Raw genomic sequence first — 15,021 nt, forward strand, 5'->3', positions numbered from 1 at the left:
CTGGGACGGGGCGGGCCGGGCTCATGAGGTCTCCAGCTCCGTGTCGAGCAGGTCGAAAAGTTCTTCCGCGGTGGCGGACTCCACCCCGCCCGCGGCGGCGGCCGAGGGGCCGTTCCACGTGGCGAGCAGGCCGCGCAGCCGCTCGGCGACACCCGCGCGCTCGGCGTCGTCGGCGGGGACCACCGCGGACAGCAGGGCGGCCAACCGGTCCAGCTCGGCGTAGGCGGTCAGGGCGCCGGTGGCGGTGCCCTCACCCAGTTCGTCGCGCAGGTGCCCGGCCATGGCGTCCGGGGTGGGGTAGTCGAAGACCACCGTGGTGGACAGCCGCAGGCCGGTGGCCACGCCGAGCTGGTTGCGCAGCTCGACCGCGGTCAGCGAGTCGATGCCCAGCTCCAGGAAACCCCGGCCCGGCTCGACCGCCTCCGGCCCGGCGAAGCCGAGCACGGCGGCGACCTCGGCGCGGACCAGGCCGACCAGCAGCGCGGTGCGCTCCTCGTCGGACTTGCCCGCCAGCGCGGCCAGCAGGGCGGAGGCGTCGGTCTCGGCGGCGGCGGCGCGGGCGGCCCGGCGGGGGGCGCGGACCAGGCCGGACAGCACCGGCGGGATGGTGGCCCCGCGCGGGGCGGTGGCGGCCACACCCATCGGCACCAGGTGCGCCGCGTCGGCGGCCAGCGCCGCGTCGAACAGGGCCAGGCCCTGGTCTGCGATCAGCGGGACGACACCCGCCCGGCTCATCCGGCGCCGGTCGGCGTCGGCGAGGTCGGCGGCCATGCCGTCGGCGTCGGCCCAGGCACCCCAGGACAGCGACACCGCGGGCAGGCCGAGCGACCGCCGGTGCACGGCCAGGGCGTCGAGGTAGGCGTTCGCGGCGGCGTAGTTGGCCTGGCCGGGGCTGCCGAGCACCCCCGCTGCGGAGGAGAACAGCACGAACGCGGCCAGGTCGAGGTCGCGGGTCAGCTCGTGCAGCACCCGGGCGGCGTCGGCCTTGGGGCGCAACACCCGTGCCACCCGCTCGGGGGTCATGGCGGCCAGGACACCGTCGTCGAGCACACCCGCGGCGTGCACGACGGCGGTGAGCGGGCGGGTGGCGGGCACGGCGGCCAGCAGCGCGGCCACGGCGACCCGATCGGCGGCGTCGCAGGCGACCACCTCGGCGTCGGCGCCCAGTGCGGCCAGTTCGGCGACCAACTCGGGAGCACCGGCGGCGGCCGGGCCACGGCGGCTGGCCAGCACGAGGTGCCGGACGCCGTGCGCGGTCACCAGGTGGCGGGCCACCAGCCTGCCCAGGGAGCCGGTCGCCCCGGTGAGCAGCACGGTGCCCGCCGGGTCGAACGCGGCACCCGCCGAGTCGAGCCCGATGCCCGCCAGGTCGAGCGCGGCGGCCGGCGAGGCAAGCCCGGCACCCGCCGGATCGAACCCGGCCCCCGCTGAGCCGAACCCGGCGCCCGCCGGATCGAGCCCGGTGCCCGTCGGGGCGGGCGGGCCGTCGTTCGCGGGTGTGGCGGTGCGGACCAGCCGGGGGGCCAGCGCCCGGCCGCCGCGCAGGGCGAGTTGGTGTTCGCCGCCCGCGATGGCGGGGAGGAGCAGGGTCAGGGACCGGGGGTCGTCGTCGGTGTCGACCAGGACGACCCGGTCGGGGTGTTCGGACTGGGCGGAGCGGACCAGGCCCCACGCCGCGGCCGGGGCCGGGTCGGCGATGGTGTCGCCGTCGGCGGCGGCGACCGCGCCCCGGGTGAGCAGGACCAGGCGGGCGCCCTCGGGGCGGTCGCCGTCCAGCCAGCCGCGCACCAGGTCCAGGGCGACGGTCGCGGCGGTGCGCGGGTCGTCGGTGGGGTCGAGGTGGACGAGGACCGGGACGGCGTCGGTGAGCGGGGGCAGGGATGCGAGGTCGGCGTGCGTGGTCACCTCGACACCCGCAGCCTTGAGCGCCCCCGGCAGGTCGAGGGCACCGGTGCCGACGACGACCGCGGCGGGAGCCGGGGCGGCGGTGGCGGCGGGCACCCAGTCCAGGCGCAGCAGCGCGGCCCCACCCCGGTCGGCGGCGGTCAACTGCTCGACCGACACCGGGCGGGTCGCCAGGGAGGCCACGGTGACCACGGGGGCACCCGCCGGGTCGGCGACGTCCACCCGGACCGCGTCGGCACCCGTCATGGTGACCCGCACCCGGGCGGCGGTGGCGCCCGCGGCGTGCAGGGTCACCCCGGTCCAGGCGAACGGCAACCGGGCGGTGTCGATGTCGCTGCCGGGGGTGGCCGCGGTGAGGCCGATGGTGTGCAGGGCCGCGTCGAGCAGGGCCGGGTGGACGCCGAAGCGGGCCGCGTCGGCGCGGTGCTCCTCGGGCAGGGACACCTCGGCGAAGACCTCGTCGCCCCGCCGCCACGCCGCGCGCAGGCCGCGGAAGGCGGGCCCGTAGTCCAGGCCCAGGTCGGCCAGTTCCGCGTACAGGGTGCCGGTGTCGACCGGGTCGGCGCCGGGCGGTGGCCAGGCGGTCAGGTCGGCGGGGGCGGTTCCGGTGCCCTCGGCGAGCAGGCCGGTGGCGTGGCGGGTCCACGGCACGTCGGCGTCGGCGCCCGCCGGGCGGCTGTGCACGTTGACCGCGCGCGCCCCCGATCCGTCCGGTCCGGCCACGCCGACCCGCAGGTCGACCGCGCCGTCCCCGGGCAGCACCAGGGGCGCCTCCAGGGTCAGTTCGACCAGTTCGGCGGCGCCGACCTCGTCGCCCGCCCGGACGGCGAGGTCGACCAGGGCGGTGCCGGGCAGCAGGACCGCGCCGTGCACGGCGTGGTCGGCCACCCAGGCGTGGTCGCGGGCGGCGAGCCTGCCGGTGAGCACGAGCCCGTCGGTGTCGGGCAGGGCCACGGCAGCACCGACCAGCGGGTGGTCGGCGCCCGCCAGGCCGTAGCCCCGGGCACCGGCGGCCCCGGCGGCGGGCGGGAACAGCCAGTAGTGGTCGTGCTGGAACGCGTAGGTGGGCAGGTCCACCCGCGCCCCCCGGCCACCGAAGAACGCCGCCCAGTCCACCGGGGTCCCCGCCGCGTGGGCCTTGCCCAACCCGGCCACCAACGCGACCGCCTCGGACCTGTCCCTGCGCTGCAACGCAACCCCACCGGTCAACGCCGTCAGCGAAGCATCCGGCCCGACCTCGACCAACACCATGCCTTCGACCTGTCGCACAGCGTCGTGGAACCGCACGGCTCCACGAACCTGCTGCACCCAGTACTCCGCCGAAGTCACCTCAGCACCGATCACCGGCACCTTCGGCTCGTTGTAAGCCACCGACTCCGCAACCTCGCGGAATGCCTCCAGCATCGGGTCCATGTGCGCCGAGTGGAACGCGTGACTGGTGTTCAACCGCTTCGAGCGCGGGAACTGCGCCGCCAACGCGAGCACGGCGTCCTCATCACCGGAGACAACCACCGACTCCGCGCCGTTCACCGCAGCGATCGACACACCCTCGGTCAGCTCGATCTCCGACTCTCCGACTGGGATCGCCACCATCGCACCACCCCGGGGCAGCTCTTGCATCAGCGAGGCCCGAGCCGACACCACCTTGCAGGCGTCCTCCAGCGACCACACCCCAGCCACATACGCGGCAGCCAACTCACCGATGGAGTGACCCACGAACGCATCCGCCCGCACACCCCACGACTCCAACAACCGCACCGTGGCGACCTCGAAGGCGAAGATCGAGGGCTGAGCAAACCCGGTGTCTTCAACCGGCAAGTCCGGAATGGACAGGTGCGCGGTCACCTCGTCCCACGCTTGAGCGAACACCGGGTACGTCTCGTACAGCTCACGACCCATGCCGAGCCGCTGCGAACCCTGACCGGTGAACAGCAGCGCCGTCTTCCCCGACCCGGCCACCACTGGCGAGAGGGAACCCAGCCCGGCGAGCAGTTCCGCCCGGGAGGAACCCACCACCACCGCGCGGTGCTCGAAGCGGGCCCTGGTCTCGGCCAGGGAGCGGCCCAGGGAGACCGGGCCCAGGTCGGGGTGTTCGGTGGCGAAGGCGGCCAGCCGCTCGGCCTGGGCGAGCAGGGCGGCGCGGCTGCGGGCGGAGAGCACCCACGGCACCGCGCCGGGCTCGTCCGGCTCGGCGGGCGCGGGGGCCTCGGCGACGTGCTCGATGACGGCGTGCGCGTTGGTGCCGCTGACCCCGAACGACGACACCGCCGCCCGCCGGGGCCTGCCGGTCTCCGGCCACGGCCGGGACTCGGTCAGCAGCTCGACGGCGCCCTCGGACCAGTCGACGTGCGGGGAGGGCTGGTCCACGTGCAGCGTCTTGGGCAGCACCCCGTGCCGCATCGCCTCGACGACCTTGATCACCCCGGCGACCCCGGCGGCGGCCTGGGTGTGGCCCAGGTTGGACTTGATCGACCCCAGCCACAGCGGCTCGGTCCGGTCCTGCCCGTAGGTGGCGAGAACGGCCTGCGCCTCGATCGGGTCGCCCAGCGTCGTCCCGGTGCCGTGCGCCTCCACCACATCGACGTCGCGAGTGGACAGACCGGCACTGGCGAGCGCCTGCCGGATCACCCGCTGCTGCGACGGTCCGTTCGGCGCGGTCAGCCCGTTCGAGGCGCCGTCCTGGTTCACCGCAGAACCCCGGACCACGGCCAGGACCTGGTGCCCGTTGCGGCGGGCGTCCGACAGCCGCTCCAGCAGGAGCACACCAACGCCCTCGGACCACCCGGTGCCGTCGGCGGCAGCCGCGAACGGCTTGCACCGGCCGTTGGGGGCCAGACCGCGCTGGCGGCTGAAGTTGATGAACGTGTCGGCGGTGGCCATGACGGTCACCCCGCCCGCCAGCGCCAGGTCGCACTCCCCCTGCCGCAGCGACTGCGCGGCCAGGTGCAGCGACACCAGCGACGACGAGCACGCGGTGTCCACGGTGACCGCAGGGCCCTCGAACCCGAAGGTGTAGGCGACCCGGCCGGACACGACGCTGCTGGAGGCACCCGTGCCGAGGAAGCCCTCGATCTCGTCGGGCACGTCGGCCAGGCGGGCGGCGTAGTTGTGGTACATCACGCCCGCGAACACCCCGGTCCGGCTGCCGCGCAGCCCGGCCGGGTCGAGCCCGGCGCGCTCCAGCACCTCCCAGGAGGTTTCCAGGAGCAGGCGCTGCTGCGGGTCCATCGCGTACGCCTCGCGGGGCGAGATGCCGAAGAACACCGGGTCGAACTCGGCGGCGCCCGCCAGGAACCCGCCCTCCCGGGCGTAGGTCTTGCCCGGCTTGTCGGGGTCGGGGTCGAACAGCTCGGCGGTGTCCCAGCCCCGGTCCTCGGGGAACGCGGAGATGCCGTCGCCGCCGTCGCGGACCATCCGCCACAGGTCCTCGGGGGAGCCGATGCCGCCGGGGTAGCGGCAGCTCATCGCCACGATGGCGATCGGTTCGTCGGCGGCGGCCCGGGTGGCGGTCACCGGTGCGGCCGGGGCGGTCCGGCCGTCGAGCCCGGCGCCGAGGTGGGCGGCCAGGGCCAGCGGGGTCGGGTGGTCGAACACCAGGGTCGGCGGCAGGCGCAGGCCGGTGGTGGCGGCGAGGTCGTCGCGGAACTCGACCGAGGTCAGCGAGTCGAAGCCGAGGTCGACGAACGCGGAGGTGGGTTCGACCGCGTCCGGCCCGGCGAAGCCGAGCACCTTGGCCACCTGGGCGCGCACCAGGTCCAGCAGCAGGGCGGGCCGGTCCGCCTCGGGCACGGCGGCCAGGCGTTCGGCCAGCGGACCCGCCGCCGTGGCCGTGGCGGCGGTGCGGCGGGTCGCGGTGGCGAGCAGGCCGCGCAGCAGCGGCGGCGGGTCGCCCGCGCCGCGCAGGGTGGCCAGGTCGAGCCGCACGGGCACCAGGTCGGCGCCTGCGGCGCACCCTGCGTCGAACAGGGCCAGACCGTCCTCGGTGGACAGCGGGCGCACACCGGAGCGGCGCACGCGTGCGGCGTCGGCGGCGGTGAGCGCCCCGGCCATGCCCGAGGCCCAGGCACCCCAGGCCAGTGCCACGGCGGGCAGGCCCTGGGACCGGCGGTGCGCGGCCAGCGCGTCTAGGAAAGCGTTTGCGGCGGCGTAGTTGCCCTGGCCGGGGTTGCCGAACACGCCCGCAGCGGAGGAGAACAGCACGAACATCGACAGGTCCATGCCCGTGGTCAGCTCGTGCAGGTGCCAGGCCGCGTCCACCTTCGGGCGCAGCACCCGCTCCACCCGCTCCGGGGTGAGCGAGGACAGCACGCCGTCGTCCACCACACCGGCGGTGTGCACGACACCGGACCAGTCGCGGGTGGCGACCAGGGCGGCGAGCGCGTCGCGGTCAGCGGCGTCGCAGGCCACGGCCTCGACCACCGCACCCAGCCCGGTCAGCTCCTCGACCAGCTCCCGCGCGCCCTCGGCGTCGGGGCCACGGCGGCTGGTCAGCACCAGCTCCCGCACCCCGTGCGCGGTCACCAGGTGCCGGGCGACGGCCGCACCGAGGGCACCCGTGCCTCCGGTGACCAGCACCGCGCCGTCGAGCGGGGCGAGGTCGGTTCGCGGGGCGGGCGCGCGGACCAGCCGGGGGGCGTGCAGGGCGCCGTCGCGGGCGGACAGCTCGGTTTCACCGTCCGCCAGGGCGGCGGCGAGCGCGTCGAGCGGCACCGGGCCGCCGTCGGTGGTCAGCAGCACCAGGCGGTCGGGGTGCTCGGCCTGGGCGGAGCGGACCAGGCCGTGGGCGGCGCTGTGCGCGAGGTCGTCCGGGACGACCAGCACCAGGGTGGACGCGGCGGCGCGCTCGTCGGCCAGCCAGTCCACCACAGTGGACAGTGCGCGGTCGACGGCGGTCCGCGCCCGCTCGGGCTCGGTCTCCCCCTCGACCGTGCCGATCCAGGTCAGCACGACCGGGGGCAGGTCCTCGGCGGCGGGGGGCAGGTCGAGACCGGGGACGGCCGGGCCGAGCAGCGCCCAGTCCGGGGCGGGCGCGGTGGCGGTCAGGGCGGTCGAGTCGACGCGGAAGAGGGCTTCGCGCACCACGGCGGCGGTCGCGGAAACCTGCTCGGCGGCCACCCGGCGGAAGGCCAGGGAGGTGGCGGTGACCACGGGGACACCCGCCGGGTCGGCGGCGGTGACGGCGACGGCGTCCGGTCCGGCCGGGGCCAGCCGCACCCGCAGGGTTGCGGCGCCCGTGGCGTGCAGGGTGAGGCCGGTCCAGGCGAACGGCAGCCGGGCCTGGTCGGGGTCGGCGAAGAAGCTCCCGAGGCCGACCGGGTGCAGGGCGGCGTCGAGCAGGGCCGGGTGCAGGCCGAACCGGTCGGCGGGCACGTCGTCGGGCAGGGCCACCTCGGCGAAGACCTCGTCCCCGCGCCGCCACGCGGCCCGCACACCCCGGAAGGCGGGGCCGTAGGAGAACCCGACTGCCTCGGCGTCGGCGTAGAGGGCGTCGACGGGCAGCGCCTCGGCCCCGGCGGGCGGCCACTCGGCCAGGTCCACGGCGGGAGCGGCGGGGGCGGCGGCGAGCAGCCCGGAAGCGTGCCTGCTCCACGGGCCGCCGTCGACCCGGGAGTGCACGGTGACCCGGTGGTCGCCGTCGACCACGACGCGCAGGTCCACGGCACCGTCCTCGGGCAGCACCAGGGGCGCTTCCAGGGTCAGTTCCGCCAGGTGCGGCAGGCCGACCTGGTCCCCGGCGCGCACGGCCAGTTCGACGAACGCGGTGCCCGGCAGCAACACCGAACCCAGCACGGCGTGGTCGGCCAGCCACGGGTGGGTGCGCAGCGACACGCGCCCGGTGAGCACGGTGCCGTCGGGCACGGCGACGGCCGCGCCGAGCAGCGGGTGGTCGTCGGCGTCGAGACCCAGGGCGGTGACGTCGCCGACGCCGTCCCCGTCGAGCCAGTAGTGCTCGTGCTGGAAGGCGTAGGTGGGCAGGTCCACGTGCGCGGTGCGCCCACCCAGGAACGTCGCCCAGTCGACCCCGGTCCCCAGGGCGTGCGCCTTGCCCAGCCCGGCCACCAGCGTGACCGCCTCGGCCTTGTCCCTGCGCTGCAACGCGACCCCACCGGTCAACGCCGTCAGCGAAGCGTCCGGCCCGACCTCGACCAGCACCATCCCCTGCACCTGCTGGATGGCGTCGTGGAACCGCACAGCCCCCCGCACCTGCCGCACCCAGTACTCAGGCGAGGTCACCTCGGCGCCGATCACCGGCACCTTGGGCTCGTGGTAGGTCACCGACTCGGCGACCTCACGGAAGGCCGCCAACATCGGCTCCATGTGCTCCGAATGGAACGCGTGGCTGGTGTTGAGCCGCTTCGAGCGGGGGAACCGCGCCGCCAAAGCCAGAACAGCGTCTTCGTCACCAGAGATGACCACGGATTCCGCGCCGTTCACCGCAGCGATCGACACGCCCTCGGGCAGCTCGATCTTCGACTCGGCAACCGGAATAGCCACCATCGCGCCACCCCGGGGCAGCGCCTGCATCAGCGACGCACGAGCCGCGACCAGCTTGCAGGCGTCCTCCAGCGACCAGACGCCAGCCACATACGCAGCAGCCAACTCACCGATGGAGTGACCCACGAACGCATCCGCCCGCACACCCCACGACTCCACCAACCGCACCACCGCGACCTCGAACGCGAAGATCGCGGGCTGCGCGAAACCCGTCTCCTCCACCGGCAGATCCGGGATCGGCAGGTGTGCCGTCACCTCGTCCCACGCCTGGGCGAACACCGGGTACGTCTCGTACAACTCACGACCCATGCCGAGACGCTGCGAACCCTGACCGGTGAACACCAACGCCGTGCGGCCGACCCCGGCGACGCTGCCCGTGGAGGCGCGCAGGGCCTCGACCAGGTCGTCCCGCGAGGTGCCCGCCACGACGGTGCGGTGGTCGAACCGCTGCCGCCCCAGCGCCAGCGCCGAGGCCACCGCCACCGGGTCCAGCTCTGGGTCGGCAGCGGCCTCCGCCAACCGCTCGACCTGCGCCCGCAGCGCGGCGGCGGTGCGGGCGGAGACCACCCACGGCACCACCGGTACGGCGGGGGCGGTCACCGGCTCGTCGGCGGGGACGCCCTCCAGGATGATGTGCGCGTTGGTGCCGCTCACCCCGAACGACGACACCGCCGCCCGGCGCGGCCGGTCCAGCTCGGGCCACGGCCGGTTGTCGGTCAGCAGCTCGACCGCGCCCTCAGACCAGTCGACATGCGTGCTCGGCTGGTCGATGTGCAGGGACTTGGGCAGCACGCCGTGGCGCAGCGCCATCACGGCCTTGATCAGCCCGGCCGCACCGGACGCGGCCTGGGTGTGCCCGATGTTGGACTTCACCGACCCCAGGTACAGCGGCTCTTCCCGGTCCTGCCCGTAGGTGGCCAGCAGCGCCTGCGCCTCGATCGGATCACCCAGCATGGTCCCGGTGCCGTGCGCCTCGACCACATCAACGTCCCGAGTGGACAGACGGGCGTTGGCCAAAGCCTGCCGGATCACCCGCTGCTGCGACGGCCCGTTCGGCGCGGAAAGCCCGTTCGACGCGCCGTCCTGGTTCACCGCCGAACCTCGGACCACAGCCAGCACCCGGTGCCCGTTGCGGCGGGCGTCCGACAGCCGCTCCAGCAGCACCAGGCCGACGCCCTCGCCCCAGGCGGTGCCGTCGGCGGCCTCGGCGAACGCCTTGACCCGGCCGTCGGCGGCCAGGCCGCGCTGGCGGCTGAACTCCAGGAACGCCGCCGGGGTCGCCATGACCGCCACACCACCGGCCACCGCCATGCCGCACTCACCCTGCCGCAACGACTGCGCGGCCAGGTGCAGGGCGACCAGGGCCGAGGAGCACGCCGTGTCGACGGTGACCGCCGGACCCTCCAGGCCCAGGGTGTAGGACACGCGGCCGGACACGACGGCGGTCTGGCTGCCGGTCATGAAGTAGCCCTCGGCGCCCTCGGGTGTGCGGTACGCCTCGGAGCCGTAGCCCTGGGCGGTGGCGCCGACGAACACGCCGGTCGCGGTGCCGCGCAGGGTCGACGGGTCGATGCCCGCCCGCTCGAAGACCTCCCAGGACGCCTCCAGCAGCACCCGCTGCTGCGGGTCCATCACCAGGGCTTCGCGCGGGGAGATGCCGAAGAAGGTCGGGTCGAACGCCCCGGCGCCGTCGAGGAACGAGCCTTCGGCGGCGTAGGTCTTGCCGGTGCGGCCGGGGTCCGGGTCGAAGAGGTCGTCGCCCCAGCCCCGGTCGGTGGGGAACGGGCCGACCGCGTCGCGACCGGAGAAGACCAGTTCCCACAGGTCCTCGGGGGAGGTGACCCCGCCGGGGAAGCGGCAGGCGGTGGCGACGATGGCGATGGGCTCGTCGGCGGCGACCGCGGCCACGGCGGTGGCGGCGGGGCCGTCGCCGAGCACCACGGCCAGCAGGTGGTCGGCGACCGCGGCCGGGGTCGGGTGGTCGAAGACCAGGGTGGTGGGCAGCCGCACGCCGGTGGCGGCGCCCAGGCGGTTGCGCACGTCGACGGCGGTCAGCGAGTCGAAGCCCAGTTCGCGGAAGGCCCGGTCGGGGGCGACCTCGGCCGGGTCGGCGATGCCGAGCACGGCGGCGGCCTCGCCGCGCACCAGGTCGAGCACCACAGCGCGCCGGTCGGCTTCCGGCACACCCGCCAGGCGTTCGGCCAGGGCGGACGCGGCGGTGCCCGCGTCGGCGGCGGTGTCGGCCAGCGCGGCGCGGACCTCGGGCAGGTCCTCGATCAGCGGTCGGGGCCGGGCGGAGGTGAAGGCGGGGGCGAACCGGGCCCAGTCGACGTCGGCGACGGCGACGAAGGTTTCGTCGTGCTCGACGGCCCGCAGCAGGGCGGCCACGCCCAGCCGGGGCGGCATCGGGCGCAGGCCGCGACGCTGCACGTACGCCTCGTCGTCGGCGTCGGCCATGCCGCTGCCGCCACCCCACAGGCCCCACGCCACGGAGGTGGCGGTGCGGCCCCGGGCCCGGCGGCGCTCGGCGAGCGCGTCGAGGTGGGCGTTGGCGGCGGCGTAGGCACCCTGGCCCGCGCCGCCCCAGACGCCCGCGTTGGAGGAGAACAGCACGAACGCGTCGAGCGGGGTGTCCCCGAGCAGGGCGTCCAAGTGTTCGGCGCCCGCGGCCTTGCCCGCGATGACCGCGGCGGCCTCGTCGAGGGTGGTGTCGGCCAGGGCGGCGACGTCGCCGACGCCTGCGGCGTGCACGACGGCGGTCAGCGGCAGGTCGGCGGGGAGGTCGGCGAGGACGGCGGCCAGGGAGTCGCGGTCGCCCGCGTCGCAGGCGGCGACGGTGACCCGGGCACCGAGGGCGGTCAGCTCCCCGGCCAGTTCGTCGGCCCCGGCGGCGGCGCGGCCCCGGCGGCTGGTGAGCACCAGGTGCGGGGCGCCCGCCTCGGCCAGGGCGCGGGCGACGTGGCCGCCGAGGGCGCCGGTGCCGCCGGTGATGAGGGTGGTGCCGCGCGGGGTCCACGCGGTCTGCGGGGTGCGGTCGCCGAGCGGGGCGGGGGCGAGGCGGCGCACGTAGGTGCCGGGGGCGCGCACGGCGAGCTGGTCCTCGTGGCCCACGCCCGCTAGGACGGCGCCCAGGCGGGCGGTCGCGCGGGCGTCCGGGGTGGGCGGCACGTCGACCAGGCCGCCCCAGCGGGTGGGGTGCTCCAGGCCGAGGACGCGCCCGAGGCCCCACACCTGCGCCTGGGCGGGGTCGGCGGCCGGGTCGGCTGGGATGGCGGACACGGCACCGGAGGTGATCAGCCACAGCGGGGCGGCCACGTCCGCGTCGCCGAGGGCCTGGAGCAGGGTGAGCGCACCGGCGAGCCCGGCGGGGACAGCCGGGTGGTCGGGGTGCGGGCGGGTGTCCAGGGGCAGGGTGGTGACCACCCCGGCGAAGTCGGCGCCCAGGGCGGTGATCGCCGTGGCCAGGGCGGCGCGGTCGGCGGTGGCGGCGTCCCACGGGCACACCACGGCGTCGCCGACGACGTCGCGCACGGCGGCCGACCACCCCTCGTCGGCGGTGCCCTCGGGCACGACTACGAGCCAGGTGCCGGTGGGAGCGCCTTCAGTGGTGGCCAGTGGCTGCCAGGCCACGCGGTAGCGCCAGCCGTCGACGGCGGAGCGGTCGCGGCTGCGTCCGCGCCAGGTGGACAGGGCGGGCAGCACGGTGCCGAGCGAGTCGGCGTCGACGGCCAGGGTGGTGGACAGCTCGTCGAGGTCGCCGCGTTCGACGGCGGCCCAGAAGGCGGCGTCGGCGGGGTCGGCGGCGCTCGGGGCGGCGGTGGCGTCGAGCCAGTACCGCTGCCGCTGGAACCGGTAGGTGGGCAGGTCGACCAGGCGAGCGGCAGGGATGGCGGTGCCGAAGTCCACCGGGGCGCCGTGGGCCCACGCCTCCCCCAGGCTGCGCGCCACCCGGTCCAGACCGCCCTCATCGCGGCGCAGGCTGCCGACAACCCCGGCCTCGCAGGCGGCGTCCTCGATCACCTCGGAAATCGCCACCGCCAACACCGGGTGCGGACTGACCTCCACCACCACAGCCGCACCCGGCAACGCCGCACGCAACGCCGCCTCGAACTCCACCGGCTCCCGCATGTTCCGGTACCAGTACTCAGCACCCATCCCAGCGGTGTCGAACAACTCACCCGTCACCGTGGAGAAGAACGGAACCAGCGAAGCAGTCGGACGAACCGGGGCCATGTCCGCCAACAACTGCTCCCGCAACCCATCCACCTGCGGCGAATGCCCAGCCGTGTCCACACCCGGAATCCGCCGAGCCCTGATGCCCTCGGCCTCGAACTCGGCCACCATCAGATCCAAAGTGGCCGGATCACCCGCGACAGCACACGATCCCGGGCTGTTCACCGCCGCCACAGCCAGCACATCGGACCACTTGCCGATCCGCTCACGCACCTGATCCGCCGGGGCGAGAACCGACGCCATCCCACCCTTGCCCGACAGGGTCAGCCACAACTTCGACCGCAAAGCCACCACACGCGCCGCATCCCGCAGCGAAAGACCCCCGGCGATGTACGCGGCAGCGATCTCACCCTGCGAATGACCCACCACAGCAGCCGGAACAACACCGAACGACTGCCACACCCGCGCAAGCGACACCATCATCGTGAACAGCACCGGCTGCACCACATCAATGCGCTCCAACGACTCACCAGTGCGCAACACCCGCGTCACCGAAAAGTCGACGAACTCCCCGAACGCCTCCTCGCACTCCGCCACCGAAGCGGCGAACACCGGCGAGGAATCCAGCAGCTCCCGCCCCATCGCAACCCACTGCGAACCCTGACCCGGGAACACGAAGACCACGCGCTCCCCCGGCTTGGCCCGGTGCACCTCGACAGCCGGGTCACCGGGCAGCGCGACCGCCCGGTACGGGAACACCGAACGCCGCGACAGGGTCCAGGCGACGTCGGCCGGGTCAGCGGAAACGCCGCGCAGGGCGTCGAGCTGCGCGCGGGCGGCGGCCTCGGTCTTGGCCGACACCAGCCACGGCGCCGGGCCGACCGGCGCGGCGGGCTCGGCGGCGGGGACCTCGGGGGCCTGCTCGACGATGACGTGGGCGTTGGTGCCGGAGATGCCGAACGACGACACCCCGGCCCGGCGCGGCCGGTCCACCTCCGGCCACGGGCGGGCCTCGGTCAGCAGCTCGACGGCGCCCTCCGACCAGTCGACCTCGGTGGTGGGCCGGTCGACGTTGAGGGTGCGGGGCAGCACGCCGTGCCGCATCGCCCCGACGACCTTGATGATGCCCGCGACACCGGCGGCGGCCTGGGTGTGGCCCAGGTTGGACTTGACCGACCCCAGGTACAGCGGTTCGGCGCGGTCCTGGCCGTAGGCGGCGAGGACGGCCTGCGCCTCGATGGGGTCGCCCAGGGTGGTGCCGGTGCCGTGCGCCTCGACCAGGTCGACCTCGGCCGGGCTGAGCCGGGCGGCGGCCAGGGCGTCGGCGATGACCCGCTGCTGGGCCGGGCCGTTGGGGGCGGTGAGGCCGCTGGACGCGCCGTCCTGGTTGACCGCCGTGCCGCGCACGACGGCCAGGACGGGGTGCCCGGCGCGCAGGGCGTCCGACAGCCGCTCGACCAGCAGCACGCCCGCGCCCTCGGAGAAGCCGGTGCCGTCGGCGGCCTCGGCGAAGGCCTTGCACCGGCCGTCGGCCGACAGGCCGCGCTGGCGGCTGATCTCGATGAAGGTGCCCGGGGTGGACATGACGGTGACGCCCCCGGCCAGGGCCAGGTCGCACTCGCCCTGCCGCAGCGACTGCACGGCCAGGTGCAGGGCAACCAGCGACGACGAGCAGGCGGTGTCCACGGTGACGGCGGGGCCGCGCAGGCCGAAGGTGTAGGCGACGCGGCCGGAGGTGACGCTGTCGGCGCTGCCGTTGCCCAGGTAGCCCTCGACGTCGTCGGGGGCCTGGTCCACCCGGGAGGCGTAGTCCTGGTACATCACGCCCGCGAACACGCCGGTCCGGCTGCCGCGCAGGTCCTCGATGTCGACGCCCGCGCGCTCGACGGCCTCCCAGCAGGTCTCCAGCAGCAGCCGCTGGTGCGGGTCCATCGCCAGCGCCTCGCGGGGCGAGATGCCGAAGAACAGGGGGTCGAAGTCGGCGGCGTCGGGCAGGAAGCCGCCCTCGCGGGTGTAGAGGGTGCCGTGGTTGTCCGGGTCCGGGTCGTAGAGCCGCTCCAGGTCCCAGCCGCGATCGGTGGGGAACGGGCCGATGCCGTCGCGCTCGTCGGCGACCAGCCGCCACAGGTCCTCCGGGGAGGCCACCCCGCCGGGGTAGCGGCAGCCGATGCCGACGATGGCGATCGGCTCGTGGGTGCGCTCCTCCTGCTCCCGCAGACGCTGGCGGGTCTGGTGCAGATCGTTGGTGACCCGCTTGAGGTAGTCGCGGAGCTTCTGCTCGTTCTGCATCTGACGCAACCTCTTCGAGGACGTGGACCACTGGTGCGCCCGCGCGGGACTGATCACCGGACGAGGGGAAATCGGCGCTATTTCCGCTCGGCCAACGCTATGGTCGGCCCCTGGGGTCTACAACCCCTAGGGCCTCCCCCTATGGCCCGTGCCCACACG

The 15,021-nt window shown here is 75.3% G+C and carries 1 protein-coding gene; it reads right to left on the bottom strand.

What is annotated here, in order from left to right:
• Positions 1–21 precede the first annotated feature (21 nt).
• A complete protein-coding gene (locus DFQ13_RS20950) occupies positions 22–14,862 on the bottom strand; it encodes a type I polyketide synthase (protein WP_110081017.1) in 14,841 nt (4,946 codons plus the stop codon).
• Positions 14,863–15,021 lie beyond the last annotated feature (159 nt).

This window comes from Actinokineospora spheciospongiae, from assembly GCF_003182415.1.
GTDB classification, from domain to species: Bacteria; Actinomycetota; Actinomycetes; order Mycobacteriales; family Pseudonocardiaceae; genus Actinokineospora; species Actinokineospora spheciospongiae.

Bases quoted from the DNA above. Each gene is read 5' to 3' on its own strand.
- DFQ13_RS20950 (WP_110081017.1), bottom strand. From the start codon at position 14,862: ATGCAGAACGAGCAGAAGCTCCGCGACTACCTCAAGCGGGTCACCAAC.